General features: G+C 68.3%; 14 protein-coding genes. 8 read left to right on the forward strand and 6 right to left on the reverse strand.

Annotated features, from left to right (window positions below; genetic code table 11):
* Nucleotides 1-105: 105 nt before the first annotated feature.
* Complete coding sequence (locus ACP99_RS17165; RefSeq protein WP_049987765.1) at nt 106-1,029, reverse strand: coiled-coil protein; 924 nt, start codon at nt 1,027-1,029, stop codon at nt 106-108.
* A 334-nt stretch (nt 1,030-1,363) separates the two neighbouring features.
* Here ACP99_RS17165 and ACP99_RS17170 point away from each other — a divergent pair, with 334 nt between their 5' ends.
* The gene (locus tag ACP99_RS17170; RefSeq protein ID WP_049987766.1) at nt 1,364-1,804 is read left to right on the forward strand and encodes a DUF371 domain-containing protein; all 441 of its coding nucleotides are present in this window, start codon (nt 1,364-1,366) and stop codon (nt 1,802-1,804) included.
* A 72-nt stretch (nt 1,805-1,876) separates the two neighbouring features.
* Nucleotides 1,877-2,683 (forward strand): endonuclease III domain-containing protein, encoded by an 807-nt coding sequence (locus tag ACP99_RS17175; protein ID WP_049987767.1) that lies wholly within the window; start codon nt 1,877-1,879, stop codon nt 2,681-2,683.
* 13 nt (nt 2,684-2,696) lie between these two features.
* Here ACP99_RS17175 and ACP99_RS17180 read toward each other — a convergent pair whose 3' ends face one another.
* The 3 genes from ACP99_RS17180 to ACP99_RS17190 form a co-directional block, all read right to left on the reverse strand.
* Nucleotides 2,697-3,179, reverse strand: a complete 483-nt coding sequence (locus ACP99_RS17180; RefSeq protein ID WP_049987768.1) for a DUF7332 family protein — start codon at nt 3,177-3,179, stop codon at nt 2,697-2,699.
* Between the two features lie 46 nt (nt 3,180-3,225).
* Nucleotides 3,226-3,633 (reverse strand): methylglyoxal synthase, encoded by a 408-nt coding sequence (locus tag ACP99_RS17185; RefSeq protein WP_049987769.1) that lies wholly within the window; start codon nt 3,631-3,633, stop codon nt 3,226-3,228.
* A gap of 77 nt (nt 3,634-3,710) precedes the next feature.
* Complete coding sequence (locus ACP99_RS17190) at nt 3,711-5,630, reverse strand: beta-CASP ribonuclease aCPSF1 (protein WP_049987770.1); 1,920 nt, start codon at nt 5,628-5,630, stop codon at nt 3,711-3,713.
* Nucleotides 5,631-5,928: 298 nt separating this feature from the next.
* Here ACP99_RS17190 and ACP99_RS17195 point away from each other — a divergent pair, with 298 nt between their 5' ends.
* The 4 genes from ACP99_RS17195 to ACP99_RS17210 all read left to right on the forward strand — a co-directional run bounded on the left by ACP99_RS17195 (nt 5,929) and on the right by ACP99_RS17210 (nt 9,727).
* Nucleotides 5,929-6,420: a hypothetical protein gene (locus ACP99_RS17195; RefSeq protein ID WP_049987771.1), complete on the forward strand. Its 492-nt coding sequence runs from the start codon at nt 5,929-5,931 to the stop codon at nt 6,418-6,420.
* Between the two features lie 75 nt (nt 6,421-6,495).
* On the forward strand, nt 6,496-7,959 hold the full coding sequence (gene proS / locus ACP99_RS17200; protein WP_049987772.1) for a proline--tRNA ligase: 1,464 nt from the start codon (nt 6,496-6,498) through the stop codon (nt 7,957-7,959).
* A gap of 119 nt (nt 7,960-8,078) precedes the next feature.
* Nucleotides 8,079-8,894: a diadenylate cyclase gene (gene dacZ, locus ACP99_RS17205; protein WP_049987773.1), complete on the forward strand. Its 816-nt coding sequence runs from the start codon at nt 8,079-8,081 to the stop codon at nt 8,892-8,894.
* Nucleotides 8,894-9,727, forward strand: coding sequence for a mechanosensitive ion channel domain-containing protein (locus ACP99_RS17210; RefSeq protein WP_049987774.1), 834 nt, complete (start codon nt 8,894-8,896; stop codon nt 9,725-9,727). The genes dacZ and ACP99_RS17210 overlap by 1 nt, the downstream gene beginning before the upstream one ends.
* 3 nt (nt 9,728-9,730) lie before the next feature.
* Here the strand turns inward: ACP99_RS17210 and ACP99_RS17215 are convergent, their stop codons facing one another.
* Complete coding sequence (locus tag ACP99_RS17215) at nt 9,731-10,273, reverse strand: acyltransferase (protein WP_049987775.1); 543 nt, start codon at nt 10,271-10,273, stop codon at nt 9,731-9,733.
* A gap of 39 nt (nt 10,274-10,312) precedes the next feature.
* On the reverse strand, nt 10,313-11,605 hold the full coding sequence (gene purD, locus ACP99_RS17220; protein ID WP_049987776.1) for a phosphoribosylamine--glycine ligase: 1,293 nt from the start codon (nt 11,603-11,605) through the stop codon (nt 10,313-10,315).
* A gap of 153 nt (nt 11,606-11,758) precedes the next feature.
* Here purD and ACP99_RS17225 point away from each other — a divergent pair, with 153 nt between their 5' ends.
* Both ACP99_RS17225 and ACP99_RS17230 read left to right on the forward strand, forming a co-directional pair.
* Entirely contained in the window at nt 11,759-13,198 is a 1,440-nt protein-coding gene (locus ACP99_RS17225; RefSeq protein ID WP_049987777.1) for an outer membrane protein assembly factor BamB family protein, read from the forward strand.
* A 78-nt stretch (nt 13,199-13,276) separates the two neighbouring features.
* Nucleotides 13,277-15,463: a thioredoxin domain-containing protein gene (locus ACP99_RS17230; RefSeq protein ID WP_049987778.1), complete on the forward strand. Its 2,187-nt coding sequence runs from the start codon at nt 13,277-13,279 to the stop codon at nt 15,461-15,463.
* Nucleotides 15,464-15,504 lie beyond the last annotated feature (41 nt).

A 15,504-nucleotide genomic window follows, 5' to 3' on the forward strand; every position in this document is an offset into this window, starting at 1 on the left:
AGACGAGCGACGCACTCTCGGTGAACAATCGACGCAGTCCCAAGACGAAAAAGAAAAATCGGCCACGCGGCCGAACCGTCGGCAAATCGCTGTCGGCTCCGGCGTCTAGAGAAGCCCCGTCTTCTGGAGCTTCATCAGGTCCTCGGTGTCGAGGGTCTCGCCTTCCTTGAACTTCTGGTAGATCTCCTCGGCCTCCTCCTTGGCGGCCTCGCGCTCCTCTTCGCGCTCGTCCTCGCGCTCCTGCTCTTCCTGCTTGTCGAGCTCGCGGAGGCGCTTCTGGACGCGGACGAAGTCCTCGTGGTGGCGGTCGGCGGCTTCCTGGGCTTCGACGAAGAGCTCGTGCATCGCGTCGGCCTCGTCGCGGATGTCGTCGGCCTCGCGGTAGGCCTCGATCATCTGGTTGTGGTGCTCTTGGGCCTCGTCGGCGAGCTCCGTCACCTTCTGGTGGTGCTGGGACGCCTCCGAGCGGACCTCCTCGGCCTCCTCGATGAGCTCTTCGAGTTCACCGCTGTCGTCGACCTTCTCCTTCTTCTCGCTGAGCTCCTCGCGCTTGTCCTCGATCTTCTCGATGAGTTCGCGCTCGTCCTCCGTCGAGAGGACCTCGGTCTGCTGGCGGAACTCGAGCTGTTCGATCTCCTCTTGGAGCTCCTCGATGTCCTTTCCGTCGTCGAGTTCCAGGTCTGATTTCATCTCCTCGACCTGGTCGAACAGCTCGTTCGCCTTCGCGTTGAGCTCGTTGCGGCTCTCCTTGTGCTCTTGGACCTGCTCGTTGAGCTCGTCGCGTTTCTCGCGGTGCTCCTGAGCCTCGTCGACCTTCTCGCGCGTTTTGGCGTTCAGGTCGTCGCGCTTGGACGCGCGCTCGGAGGCCATCTGGTTCAGGTCGTTTCGTCGGTCTCGAAGCTGCCCGGCAACCTTGATGAGCTGCCCCTTCGAGCCGTTTTCGAGCTTCTCGTCGGTAAGCTCGATGTTATCTGAATCTTTGAGTGGCTGTACGTCGTATTCGTCAAGAACGTCTTGCTTCGTCACCATACGTGATCAATCCTCGATACCATCACCGCTCCGGACCGTGGCGGCCGCTCGTCGTGTGCTGCCGACCGTGGATAAGAATTCCCGATCATTCTGCGTGCTGTGCCGCCGGAACGCCGGAGGCGCTCTGGTGACTACTCATTGAAGTCTACCGCATATAAATCTGCCGGTGGTCGGACCGCCTGAAAATGACTCTCACACCCGTCGTACGCCCCGTGTGAGTGTTTCCCACTACCTCGAGGGTGTATATAAAGTCCGATGGTAGCGTGTCACACGGAGAGCGGGCGTGAGGCGACAGACCGAGCGAGACTTACCGCCCCGTCGCCGACGGGTCCGTATGCGAGAACGAGAAGTCGTCCGCGCGCGCGGCCACGAGAACGTGACCGCCCGGCACGACAGCACGTTCGAGGTGACGAGCGACGACTGGCTCACCCCGGCCGGCGACTGCATCCTCGCCGTCGAGGCCGACCGCGTGCCCGCGGATTTCGAGGACGCGTTCGTCGAGGCGTGCCGAGATCCGGACGCGACGATCACCGCGACGCTCACGGCCACCGCGGAGGACGGGGAGACGTACGAAACCACGATCAGCGGTCGGGGCGATCCGGACCTGTCCTTCGAGAACGAGCGGAGCCACGTCGGGCGCACCAGCGACTACGTCGACGACCGGACGGTCCTCGTCGGCGGCGACGCCGCCGCCGGAGACCTCGACCGCGACCTCGTCGACGCGCTCGCCGACGGCGCGGACCTCCGGTTCGAGTTGGTCGTCGAGACGGAGTGAGCCGACCTCCAGGTCGGCAGCGCCGCCCGAAGAGGCCGGACCGCTTTTCCGCTGCTGCGCCGAACTCCGCGTATGCCCGAGGAACCCCGAGAGAACATCAGCGGCGGCGAGGACGGGAGCGTCGAAGTCGCGTTCGCGCCCGGCGAGGCCGGGACGCGCGCGGAGGCAGTCGTCGACGAACTCGGCGGCCTGTACTGGCAGAAGACCTACGGCGGCAAGGACGCCTTCGAGTCGCTCGTCCGGACGATCCTCTCGCAGAACACGAGCGACGTCGCGAGTCAGCCCGCTCACGACGCGCTGATGGAGCGGTACGATTCGGGATCCGAAGACTTGGCCGTCGCCCTCGCCGAGGCGGAGCAGTCGGAACTCGCGGAGACGATCTCCTCGGCCGGCCTCTACAACCAGAAGTCGGAGATGATCGTCGGCGCGGCCGAGCGCGTGCGCGAGGAGTACGGCGGTCGAGAGGAATTCGACGCGTTCGTCCGCGAGGGCGACCCCGACGCGGTCCGCGAGGCGCTCCTCGACATCCACGGCGTCGGGCCGAAGACCGCCGACTGCGTGCTCCTCTTCGCGGGCGGCCGCGACGGCGTCTTTCCGGTGGACACGCACGTCCACCGCATCGCCCGACGGATGGGCCTCGCTCCCGCAGACGCCGACCACGAGACGGTCCGCGAACACCTCGAAGCCGACGTGCCCGGCCCCAAGTGCGGCTTCGGCCACACGGCGATGATCCAGTTCGGCCGCGAGTACTGCACGGCGCGGAAGCCCGCGTGTCTGGACGGCCCCGAGGCGTGCCCGCTGTACGATCTGTGCGATCGAGTCGGCGTCGACGAGGTCGAAGAGGCCGTCGTCGATCCGGCCGACGCCGCGGCCGAGTGATCCGGCGCGGGTCTCAACACCCGCGCGTCTCGACGCCCGAAACCGGTCCTCCGGTCGGTTCGTACGTGGAGTCGTCGACGCCGTCGGCGAACATCGGCAGGGAGAGTCGGTAGTCGAAGAGGATCGCGAAGGCGTTCCAGACCGCCTCGACCGACGCGCCGTCTGGCACGCCCTCGAAGACGACCCCGGTCCGCAGCGAGACGATATCGCTGTCGAGTGCGACGCCCCGGGCCGACAGGCCGAGCGCGCTCGGCGGCGCTGAAGTGAAGAGCGAGGTGTGGACGGTCACGTCGATGTGCGGGTTCCCGTCGCCGATGGCGAGGTCGTGCCCGCCGTCCGGAAAGCAGCGCCGGTCGTCGGCGTCGGTCGGGCGATCGGTCCCGGACGATGCGTCGTCCGACTGTGCCAGCGCGGGGGCGGTCCCGACCGCTGCCGCCGACGCGACGAGCGCGACGACGAGCAGGATGCGGACGGCGACGGAGAACCGGCGGGACATACAGGGCGGTTTCGCGCTCCCCGGATTAAGTCTCGCGGCGCGGTTCTCAGTCCTGAGAGCCGCGCGGGTCGGTCCCTCCGCCGTCGAGGGTGCGGACGAGTTCGTCGAGGACGGCGTCGGCGCTCGCGAGGTTCGTCGCCAGGGGGATCGCGTGGACGTCGCAGATCCGAAGCAGCGCGGTGATATCGGGCTCGTGCGGCTGTGCGGTGAGCGGATCGCGCAGGAAGATCACGCCGTCGCAGGTCTCGTCGGCGATCTCGGCGCCGATCTGCATATCGCCGCCGAGCGGTCCCGACTGCTTCCGCTCGATGTCGAGGCCCGTCGACTCCTGTAGCCGTTTACCCGTCGTCCCGGTCGCCATCAGGTCGAACCGTTCGAGGTCGCTCTGACGGTTCCGCGCGAACTCGACGATGTCGGGTTTCTTCTCGTCGTGGGCGATGAGCGCGAGACGCATACGCGATAGTCGGCGCACGCGGGCAAGAAGGTTGGTTCGCGGTCGCGGGGAGGGGCATCCGCGGTCGCGGGCGGGAGTCAGCGGAACCGGAACGTCTCGAGGTTCTTCGGGGCGAACGTCCGGAGGTTGTAGTCGTGATACAGCCCCGAGGAGAGGTCCTGCACCGAGCGCTCGTCGCCGTGGACGCAGAGGATCTTCTCCGGGCGGGGGTTCATCGTCTTCACGAAGTTCTCCAGTCCCTGCCGGTCGGCGTGCCCCGAGAAGCCGTCGACGGTCACGACGTCCATCTCCAGTTTCATCGTGTCCGACCGACCGACGCGGTCGGTCTCGACGGGGATCTCGTCCCAGCCGTTCTGGATGCGGTTCCCCAGCGTTCCCTGCGCCTGGTAGCCCACGAACAGCAGCCGCGAGTCCGGATCCGGGCCGACGTGGCGCAGCCACGACATGATCGGGCCGCCGGTGACCATTCCCGACGTCGAGAGCACGATGCAGGGCTCGCCGTCGGCGATCTCCTGTCGCTCGTCGTCGCCGCCGTCGATGTGATTGAACTCCTCGGCGAGGAACGGGTTGTCGTCCTCGTGGAAGATGCGGTCGCGGAGGTCGTCGCGGAGGTACTCCGGGTACGTGGTGTGGATCGCGGTCGCCTCCCAGATCATCCCGTCGAGGTGGACCGGCATACTCGGGATCTTCCCCGTCCGCATCGCCTCCTCGATGACGAGCATCATCTCTTGGGAGCGCCCGACGGCGAAGGCGGGAATCACGATCTTCCCGCCGCGGTCGTACGTCTCGTTGATCGCTTCGATCAGTTTGCGCTCGGCGTCCTCCTGATCGGTCTGGTAGTCGTTGCGGCCGCCGTAGGTCGACTCCAGCACAAGCGTCTCGACGCGCGGGAAGTCGTTGACCGCGCCGTTGAACAGCCGGGTGTCCTCGTAGTGGATGTCCCCGGAGAACGCCACGTTGTAGAGGCCGTCGCCGATGTGGAAGTGCGAGACCGCCGAGCCGAGGATGTGCCCGGCGTTGTGGAGCGTCAGCTTCACGTCCGGCGCGATGTCGGTGACGTCACCGTACTCGATCGGGATGGTGTGTTTGATCGCCTCCCGGACCATCTCGGACTCGTAGGGGGGCGTGCGGCCCTCTTTGGCCGCCACGTCGAGGTAGTCCAGTTGCAGCAGCCCCATCAGGTCCCGTGTCGGCTCGGTCGTGTAGATCGGACCGTCGTAGCCGTACTTGAAAAGTAGCGGGATCAGCGCGGAGTGATCGAGGTGCGCGTGCGTCAGCACGACCGCGTCCAGCGAGTTCGCGCCCGCGCCGAGGGCTTCGGGGACCTGCAGGTACGGGACGTCGTCGGAGCCGGGCTTGTCGCCGCAGTCGATGAGGATGCGCGTCTCGGCGGTCGAGAGGATGAAGGACGCGCGACCGACCTCCCGGCAGCAGCCGAGGGTCGTGATCCGGACCCACTCCTCGTCGGAGAGCTGTTCGCGGTGGATCTGCCGGCCGACCCGTTCGAGGATCTGCCGACGGTCGTCGCGCTCCTGCTTGAGGAAGTTGCGGACGTTCGAGACCGTCGAGGACTCGATCGGGGGCGTCCGAACGACCTCGGGCGTCCAGCCCACCTCCTGGGTGATCTCGCGCAGCGTCGCGCCGTGGCGGCCGATGACCATCCCGGGCTTCTGCGCCTCGATGACGACTTCCCCGATGTCCTCGTGGAAGTCGAGGTCGGTGACGCCGGCCTCCTCGGGGATGACGTCGAGAATCCGTTCTCTGGCCTCTTCGGCCGGCGACAACGCCGCCGGGTCCGGGCGGACGGTGATGCGTTTCCGGAGCTTTCCTGCGAGGTCGCGAATCAGATCGCTGTTCTGGGCGAACCGCTTCGGATCGCGGGTGTAAATGACCAGTTCCGGTCCCTCGTAGGTGACGTCCGACACGGAGATGTCGGCGGGGAGCTCCGCTGTGACTTCTGCTTTCAACTCCTCGAGTTGCGTATCTACTGAACTCATAACTGAGAGCGTTCCGTCGTGATCGTCGCAGACGGACGGTTGATCGGGGATCCCTGATTCCGCGGCCGACGCGACCGCACGATCACGAGGTCGGTGCGGGAGACCGACGGCGTCGCGCGAGCGGGGTGAAACGTCGGGGTCGCGTGAGAGAGCATAGGACTAACGTAGTTCGTCGAAACGACGATATCTGGCGGTCCTGGCCGTGGAAAGGCAGGGAAAACCCGCTTGTTCCGAAATAGATCAGCCTGCGTATAAAAGGCTTCGCAAAGCCGAAATCCGAGGGGGTCGCAGTGGACGTATGCAGATCACGCCAGCGCGTGTCGCGAGCGAGGCGACGTGGGTCACAGAGCGGGCCGGGACGGTCGTCCCGCTCATCAACGAGACGCGCGACCGACTGGGAGAGCTGTTCGAGACCGACGTCGACCCCGTCTCGTCGGCCGACTACCGCGAGGAGGTCGCGGCCGTCTTCGCCGACGGCGAGGTCGCGGTCAACGTCGCGGGCTACGTCGCGATCCTCCGGGAACTGGACGTCGAAAACGACTATCCGGGCTTCGTCGTCGACGAGGTGCTCGGGCGGGAACTCGCCGCGACCATCGCGGGCGGGACGCCGCTGTCGCTGCTCGCGCAGGCGACGTTCCACTACGCCGACGTGACGACGCACACCGACGGCGGCGCGGGCGTCGACGACCTCGACGCCGCGTTGGCGGCGGGGTTCCAGACGCGGCTGCCGGGCTGGGACTGGCGCGAGGCGGAGAGCCCCTTCGGCGTCGCTCCCGGCGAACTGCGCTGAGAGACCCTCACGGAGATCGTCGTCTTCGGGACCGCTTCAGGAGATTTAAGACTGCAGTGGGGCTCGAAACACGTAATGAGCGACGAACAGGAACTCGGCATCACCGAGTCGAAGGAGTACAACACCGGCGAGTGGTACGCCGAGGTGGTCCAGAAGGCCAACCTCGCGAACTACGCGCCCGAGGGGATGAGCGGCTTCATCGTGACGCGACCGCGCGCGTACGAACTCTGGGAGCGGATTCAGGGCCACCTCGATTCGCTGTTCAAAGACACCGGCGTCCAGAACGCCTACTTCCCGCTGTTCATTCCGGAGAGCTACCTCGAACGCGAGAAGGACATCGTCGAGGGGTTCGATCCCGAGGTCGCGTGGGTCGAGCGCGCCGGCAACCAGGAGCTCGAAGAGCCGCTGGCGGTCCGGCCGACCTCGGAGTCGATCATCACGCCGTACATCTCCCAGTGGGTCCGCAGCCACCGCGACCTCCCGCTGCGAGTGAACCAGTGGGCGTCGGTCGTCCGCTGGGAGGCCACCGAGACGAAGCCGTTCTTCCGGACGAAGGAGTTCCTCTGGCAGGAGGGCCACACCGCGCACGCGACCCGCGACGACGCCTGGAACGAGACGATGCGGCGGCTCGACCAGTACGAGGAGACCTACGAGGACCTGCTCGCGATGCCCGTGCTGCGGGGCGCGAAGCCCGAACACGACAAGTTCCCCGGCGCGGACACGACGACTACGGTCGAGGCGCTGATGCCCGACGGCAAGTCCGTGCAGGGGGCGACCTCCCACTACCTCGGGACCTCGTTCGCGGAGGCGTTCGACATCACCTACACCGACGAGGACGAGGACTCCCAGATCGCGCACACGACCTCGTGGGGGCTCTCCTGGCGGGCGCTCGGCGCGCTTATCATGACCCACTCGGACGATCAGGGGCTCGTGCTGCCGCCCGCGATCGCGCCCGAGCAACTCGTGATCGTGCCGATCTGGCAGGCCGACACGAAGGAGGACGTCCTGGAATACGCCGAGGGAATCGAAGCGGAGCTCGAAGACGCGGGCGTCCGCGTCGAACTCGACGACCGCGACGAGCGCAACCCCGGGTTCAAGTTCAACGAGTGGGAGCTGAAGGGCGTCCCCGTCCGGATGGAGATCGGTCCCAACGAGGCCGACGACGGCACGGTCACGCTCGTCCACCGCCCCGACGGCGAGTCGACGGAGGTCGACCGCGAGGACATCGCCGAGACCGTCGAGTCGCACTTCGACGAGGTGTACGCGAAGCTGTACGCCGCCGCCGAGGAGAACCTCGACGAGAACGTCCGCGAGGCCGACAGCCGGGCCGAGATTCTGGGGACGATCGGCCAGCACGGCGGCTACGTGAAAGCGCCGTGGTGCGGCGAGGAAGAGTGCGAGGCGGAGATCAAAGACCAGATCGCCGCCGAGATCGTGATGGTTCCGCTCGACGACGACGAGGGGATCCACCACGGCGAAGATTGCGCGATCTGCGGCGACGAGGCCGCCGAGACCGCGTACTTCGCGAAGTCCTACTGACGGTCGTTTGACCTGACGTCCGGCGGAGGAGTCCGACGCACGTCAGACTCTTGTCGCACTGATATCAGCCGAGAGAACGTCCCACAACGCTTTACAGCGCCCGCGCCGTACCAGCACCAATGTCGGCGCTATCGGACCTCCTGGGAGATGTCGTGTCGGACGTCGAGAGCGTGTTCCTGTTCTCGCCGAGCAGTTCGCACTACGAGCGGTTCGCCGACGCCGATCTCGCGGAGGAACTCGTCGTCGTCGCACCGCAGAACGACGTCGACGCGGAGACGTACGTCGAACTCCCGCTGGAGTTCGACAACGTCCGCGACCGGATCAAATTCGGCGTCGAGGGCGCGCTCGAACAGGACCTCGTCGAGGAGGGCGACGTCGTCGCCTGTAGCGTCCGGATCTTCGAGGGCGATCCCGACAGCGTCGTCCGGGTCCGCGTCGAGGAGGCGATGCGGTCGGGCATCTACGACCTCTTCGCGAACTCCCGGGCGGACCCGAGCGTCATCCGCGACGTCTTCGAGGTCGCGATCGAACTGGGCAAGAAGGGGCAGAAGGGCAAGCCCGTCGGCGCGCTGTTCGTCGTCGGCGACGCCGGGAAGGTGATGAACAAGTCCCGACCGCTCAGCTACAACCCCTTCGAGAAGTCCCACGTCCACGTCGGCGACCCCATCGTGAACGTGATGCTCAAGGAGTTCTCCCGGCTGGACGGCGCGTTCGTCATCTCGGACTCCGGGAAGATCGTCAGCGCCTACCGCTACCTCGAACCCGCCGCCGAGGGCGTCGACATCCCGAAGGGACTCGGCGCGCGACACATGGCGGGCGCGGCGATCACCCGCGACACCAACGCGACCGCGATCGTGCTCTCCGAGTCCGACGGGCTCGTCCGGGCGTTCAAGGGCGGGCAGATCATCCTCGAGATCGATCCGGAGGAGTACTGATGACGGGGGTCGAGCCGACGCCGTCGACGGCGAGCGCCGCGGCGATGCAGGTAGACCTCGGGCCGCTTCCCGAGATCTTCAGCGCCGTCCCGCAGACGATGTGGGCCGCGCTGTTCGTCGTCGTGGTCGGCATCGTCGCGGCGCTGGTGTTGGGGTCGCTCACGACCCGCCTGCTCGTCCGCTTCGGAGTCCCCGAGGCGATCGAGGGCACGGCCTTCGAGCGGACCGCCCGCGAGTTCGACACCTCGACGGTCGAGGTACTCGGAACGTTAGTCCGGTTTTTCGTCCTCGGGATCACGTTCCTCGCGCTCCTCTCGATCGCGAACATCACCGTCGCGGCCAGTTTCTGGAGCCGCACCGTCGAGTTCGTCCCCCAACTGTTCTTCGCGATCGTCATCCTCATCGTCGGCGTCGTCGTCGGCGACAAGGTCCAACTGATGGTCGGCGAGCGCCTCACCGGGGTCAAGCTCCCGCAGATCGGCGTCTTCCCGCGGATCGCGAAGTTCACCGTCTTCTACATCGCCGTCCTGGTGGCGCTCTCCCAACTCGGCGTCGCGACGCTCGCGCTCGTCGTCCTGCTCGCGGTGTATCTCCTCGCGCTCGTGGCGCTCACGGCCATCGCGCTCTCGGACCTGTTGAAATCCGGAGCCGCGGGGGCGTATCTGCTGTTGAACCAGCCCTACTCGATCGGCGACGAGGTCGCCATCGGCGAGCACCGCGGCATCGTCCAGGAGGTGAACCTCTTCGTGACCCACGTCGAGAACGACGGCGAGGAGTTCGTCGTCCCCAACAGCACCGTCTTCGAGGTCGGCGTCGTGCGGTTCCGCGACTGACGGCTACGCTCTCTCGCCCGCGTCGTCCTCGTCGTTCTCGTCGTCACCGCCCATCGGCCGCGCAGGCACGCCCGCGACCGTCGCACCCGGCGGCACGTCCCGGGTCACCAGCGAGTTCGCCGCGACCTGCGCGCCCTCGCCGATGGTCACGCCGGGGAGCACGACCGCCTTCGCGCCGATCATCGCGCCGTCGCCGACGACGACCTCGCCCGTCCGGTACTCGTCCTGCAGGAACTCGTGACAGAGGATCACCGAGTCGTAGCCGACGACGACCCCGTCGCCGAGGGTGATCAGTTCGGGCCAGAAGACGTCCGGAGTCGCTTCGAGCCCCCACGAGACGCCCTCGCCGACGGTCACGCCGAGTCGACGGAGCGCCCAGCTTCTGACCCGGAGCGAAGGAGCGATCCGCGCGACCCACACGAGGAGGTAGTTGAGTACGACTCGCCAGACCGGCTTCGCGTCGGTCCAGTACCGCAGCGAGTTCGCGGGGCCGGGCGTGGGGTGTCGCCGAAGGCGGTCGTGTCGGCGGGTGTCGTCGTCGCTCACGGCTGTGCTATCGCGCCGGACTCCCAAAAGTCCGCGCGTCTACTCCCCGCGGAGTTCGTTCATGTGATCGATCCGCCGCTGGACGAGGTCCGCCTTGCCGACGTCGTGGCGCACGCGGAGGCCGTCGCCCGCGGCCGCGAGTGCGTCCTCGGCCTGCGCTTCCGCCTCCGCGATCGAGTCGGCGACGCCGACGACCGCGAACGAGCGGGACGTCGTCGTGTAGAGGCCGACCTCGCGCTCGTCGACGCTGGCGTAGAACAGCAGCGCGTCCCCCGCGCTGCCCTCGTCGACGGTGATCTTCGCGCCGCTCTTCGGGTCCGTCGGGTACCCCTCGGGGACGGCGTACTTGCAGACGGTCGCCTTCCCCGCGAACTCCAACTGCGGCAGTTCCTCGCCGTCCCGAGCGGCGGTGAGCACGTCGAAGAAGGAGGTGTTCAGGACGGGCAGGGTGTTCATCGCCTCCGGGTCGCCGAAGCGGGCGTTGAACTCGACGACCTTCGGCCCGTCAGCGCCGAGCATGAACTGCCCGTAGAGGATGCCCTTGTACTCGGGGAGAGCGTCGACGACGGCTTCGAGGATCTCGACGGCGTCGGCGTAGTCCGCGCTCGTCATAAACGGGAGGTCCGGTCCGGCGTCGCTGTAGCTTCCCATCCCGCCGGTGTTCGGCCCCTCGTCACCCTCGTAGGCACGCTTGTGGTCCTGAACCGCGGGGGTGGGTCGGACGTCACCGTTCGCGACGAACGCCTGCACGGTGAACTCCTCGCCGACGAGGCGCTCCTCGAGGACGACCTCGTCGTAGTCGTTCTCGCGGAGGTACGCTTTCGCACCCTCGCGGTCGACTTGGTCGCCGATTACTTTCACGCCCTTGCCGCCGGTGAGCCCCGCGGGCTTGACCGCGAGGTCGCCGTCGGAGGCGTCGATGTACTCGCAGGCGGCCTCGGTGTCCTCGAAGACGGCGTAGTCGGGACAGCCCGGGATCGACTCGGACTCCATGAACTCCCGCTGGAAGGCCTTGTCCGTCTCGATCCGGGCGGCGTCGGCGTCGGGGCCGAACGTGTAGACCCCGGCGTCGTCGAGGGCGTCGGCGACCCCCGCTTCCAACGCCGACTCCGGACCGATGACGGCGAGGTCGGCGTCGACGTCGGTCGCGTAGGCGACGATATCCTCGACGGCCGTCTCCGAAACCGCCTCGAAACCCGCCGCGAGGCCGGTGATTCCGGGGTTTCGGTTGCTCGCACACGCGTACAGCTCGCACGCCGGGTCCGCCGACAGCGCGCGGGCGATCGCGTGCTCGCGTCCGCCGCCGCCGACGAGAAGCACCGTCTCTGACATACTCGGAGGACATACGCAGGGGAGTGTAAAGGTTGCTCTTCTATCGGGGCTAGATACACACATTCGTGGATACAAGGCCGAAGACGCGCCGCCTGTCAAACGGGCGTTTGACCCACCAGAAGACCCTTTCCGTCCCCTCCCACGGATACGCGTATGGTCTCTCGCCCTCCCCGTGGAACGCCCGCGGTCTCCCGCAGGCGGCTCCTCCAGTTCGGCGTCGGGGCCGTCGCCGGCACGGTCGCCGCGGCCGGCTGTCTCGGCAGGCGCGGCGGCGACGTCGACCGCCTCTCGCTCGCGGACGACGCGCCGCCGCCGCTCTCGGACGGCCCCACCACGACGCCGGGCGACCTGCCCGAGTGGACGCCCGAGTGGACCGTCTCGTTCGACGGCTGGAACGTTCTCGGCCTCGACGCTGCTTCGGCAAACGGCGCGAACAGTCAGTCTGCGTCCGGCGGTGCCGACGACGACGTGCTGTACGCGACCCTGAGCGACGCCGACGGGGCGTCGGCCGTCGAAGCCATCGACCCCGCCGATCGAACGACCCTCTGGCGGCGCGAGATGTCCGGCGAGGCGGTCGGCGGCTCCCACGTCGCCTACGGCCGGATCGCCCGCGGCGGCTGGGGCGTGACGCCGACCGACGATGCCCTGTACGCCGTCGCGGGCGCGGCGGACGAGCGCGAGTGGACGGCGCTCCACGCGTTCGACCGGACGAGCGGCGATCGCCGCTGGACGTTCGAGCGCGAGCGCGAACTCGCCGTCGCGGGCGTCTCCGAGGGTCTCGTCGTCGCCACGGGCTTGGAGTTCTTCCCGCCGCCGGACGTGACGCCGACGAGCCACCAGACGCCCGAGGAGCCGCTGACCACCGTCGTCTACGGGATCGACGCGGCCGACGGGAGCCTCGCGTGGGAGCGGTCGTTCACCGCGGTCCGGGACGTCGCCGTCTCCCCGCGGGGCGTCGTCGTCGCCGCCGCCGACGGCCTCGTCGCGCTCGACCGCGAGGGCGACGACCGGTTCGCGCTCGAAGACGTATCCGCTCGCTGGGTCGAGATTGCCGAGGGTCGACTGTTCGTCCGCTCCGGGTCGGGCGAGGGCGCGACGCTGTCGGGCGTCGCGCCGAACGGCGACGTAGACTGGCGTCTCGACGCGCCGGTCGAGGAGCTCCTCCTCGACGGCGACCGGCTGTACGCCGGCGGCGAGGCGGTTCTGGCGGTCGAGACGGACGGAACCGTCGCGTGGCGCGACGACGACTACGGGCAGTGGCTCCTCCTCGATCCCGACGGCGATACCCTGTACACGCGGTCCGGGCGGAGCGCGGACGCCGCGACGGCGTACGACGTCTCGGGCGCAGAGCGCTGGACGTTCGCGCCGCCGTCGAACAACTCGTGGCCGGAGACCGCGACCGCCGAAGCGATGGTCGCGACCGCCATCACCGGGGAGTCGGCCGACGAACCGTTCAAGACGGTGTACGCGGTCGACGCCGACGGCGAGGCGACTGCCGCACTCGAACGCGACACCGTCTTCGACGCCCTCGGCCTCGACGGCACCGTCTACCTCGCCGACGGGCGGTCGAATCTGCTCGCGCTGTCGCCGTGACCCCTCCCGGTCGAGCCGAGCGGTTCGGCGGGGTCTGTCTCCACGGGCCTTTAGTCGCTACGGCGCGGTAGCGACGGTATGGACGATCCGCTCGCCCGAAACCGGCTCGACGAGGAGGAGAGCCCGTACCTCCGGCAGCACGCCGACAACCCGGTGCACTGGCAGCCGTGGGACGACGCCGCGCTCCGGGCGGCGCAGGCGACCGACCGGCCGATCTTCCTCTCGATCGGGTACTCGGCGTGTCACTGGTGTCACGTGATGGCCGAGGAGAGCTTCGAGGACGAGGAGGTCGCGGCCGTCCTCAACGACTCCTTCGTCCCGATCAAGGTCGACCGCGAGGAGCGCCCGGACCTCGACCGCGTCTACCAGACGATCTGCCAGCTCGTCACCGGCGGCGGCGGGTGGCCGCTCTCGGTGTGGCTCACCCCCGAGGGCAAACCGTTCTACGTCGGCACCTACTTCCCGAAGAACGAGAACCCCCAGCGCGGGAACGTCCCGGGGTTCCTGGACGTCTGCCGGTCCTTCGCGGCTTCGTGGGAGTCGGAATCCGACCGCGAGGAGATGGAGAACCGCGCTCAGCAGTGGACCGACGCGCTGCGGGACAATCTCGAAACGACCGATCCGGGCGGGTCGGGGACGTCTGGGGGCTCGACGTCGTCGTCGGGCGGCACGGCCGGCGGCGGCGAAAACGGCGCGCTCGGAAACGTCGCGAAGGCGGCGCTGCGCGCGACCGACAGCGAGCACGGCGGCTTCGGGTCCGGTGGTCCGAAGTTCCCCCAGCCCGGGCGGATCGAAGCGCTGCTCCGCTCGTACGCGCGCAGCGGGTCGGATGACGCGCTCTCGGCGGCGACGACGACACTGGACGCGATGGCGGCGGGCGGCATCTACGACCACGTCGGCGGCGGCTTCCACCGCTACGCGACCGACCGGGAGTGGACGGTTCCGCACTTCGAGAAGATGCTCTACGACAACGCGGAGCTCCCGCGGGTCTACCTCGCGGCCTACCGGCTCACCGGCCGGGAGTCGTACGCCACGATCGCCCGCGAGACGTTCGACTTCCTCGCGCGGGAGTTCCGCCACGAGGAGGGCGGATTCTTCAGCACGCTCGACGCGCGGAGCGAGGGCGAGGAGGGCAAATACTACGTCTGGACGCCCGAGGAAGTGGAAGCGGCGATCGGCGACGAGCGAACGGCCGACATCGCGCTGGACCGCTTCGGGGTGACGCCGGGAGGGAACTTCGAGGGGAAGACCGTGCTCACGGTCGATGCGTCGATCCCGGAACTCGCGGACACGTACGACTGCGAGGAGCGGGAGATCGTCGACCGCCTCGACGACGCCCGAGCGGCGCTGTTCGAGGCGCGCGAGGAGCGTGTCCGTCCGGCGCGCGACGAGAAGGTACTGGCCTCGTGGAACGGGCTCGCGATTTCGAGTCTGGCTCGCGGCGGGCTGGTGCTCCGCGACGACGAGTACGCGGAGCTGGCAGCCGACGCGCTCGCGTTCGTCCGCGAGCACCTCTGGGACGCAGCGGACCGACGGCTCGCGCGCCGCTACAAGGACGGCGACGTGAAGGGCGACGGCTACCTCGACGACTACGCGTTCCTCGCTCGCGGGGCGTTCGACCTGTATCAGGTGACGGGTGACGTCGAGCACCTCGCGTTCGGGCTGGACCTCGCCCGCGTGATCGGCAGCGAGTTCTACGACGACGGGGCGGAAACGCTGTACATGACTCCGGCGGAGGGCGAGTCGCTCGTCACGCGACCGCAGGAGCTGCAGGACCAATCGACGCCGTCCAGCGCCGGCGTCGCGACGAAACTCCTCCTCGATCTCGACGCGTTCGCCCCCGATGAGGGGTTCGGCGACGTCGCGAGCGCGGTGCTCGACACCCACGCGAACCGGATCCGCGGCCGGCCCCTCGAACACGTCTCGCTGGCGCTCGCGGTCGACGAGCGCGATCGGGGAGGGACGGAGGTCGTCGTCGCCGCCGAGGACTCGGGCGGGGCGGTCCCGCTTCCTGAGTCGCTCCGCGACTCGCTCGCGACGACGTACCTTCCGGACGCCGTCGTCTCGCCGCGGCCGCCGACGGACGGCGACCTCGACGGCTGGCTCGACGCGCTCGGACTCGGCGAGGTCCCGGCGATCTGGAAGGGCCGGGAGATGCGCGACGGCGAGCCGACGGTCTACGTCTGCGAGGGGCGGACGTGCTCGCCGCCGGCGCACTCGCTGTCGGAGGCGCTCGGCTGGTTCGATAGCGAGGGCGAGCCCTGAGGCGAGACCGGGCGGTGAGGCGCGAACGGCCGGGCGTCGGC

Source organism: Halobellus rufus (genome assembly GCF_000739575.1).
GTDB classification, from domain to species: Archaea; Halobacteriota; Halobacteria; order Halobacteriales; family Haloferacaceae; genus Haloquadratum; species Haloquadratum rufum.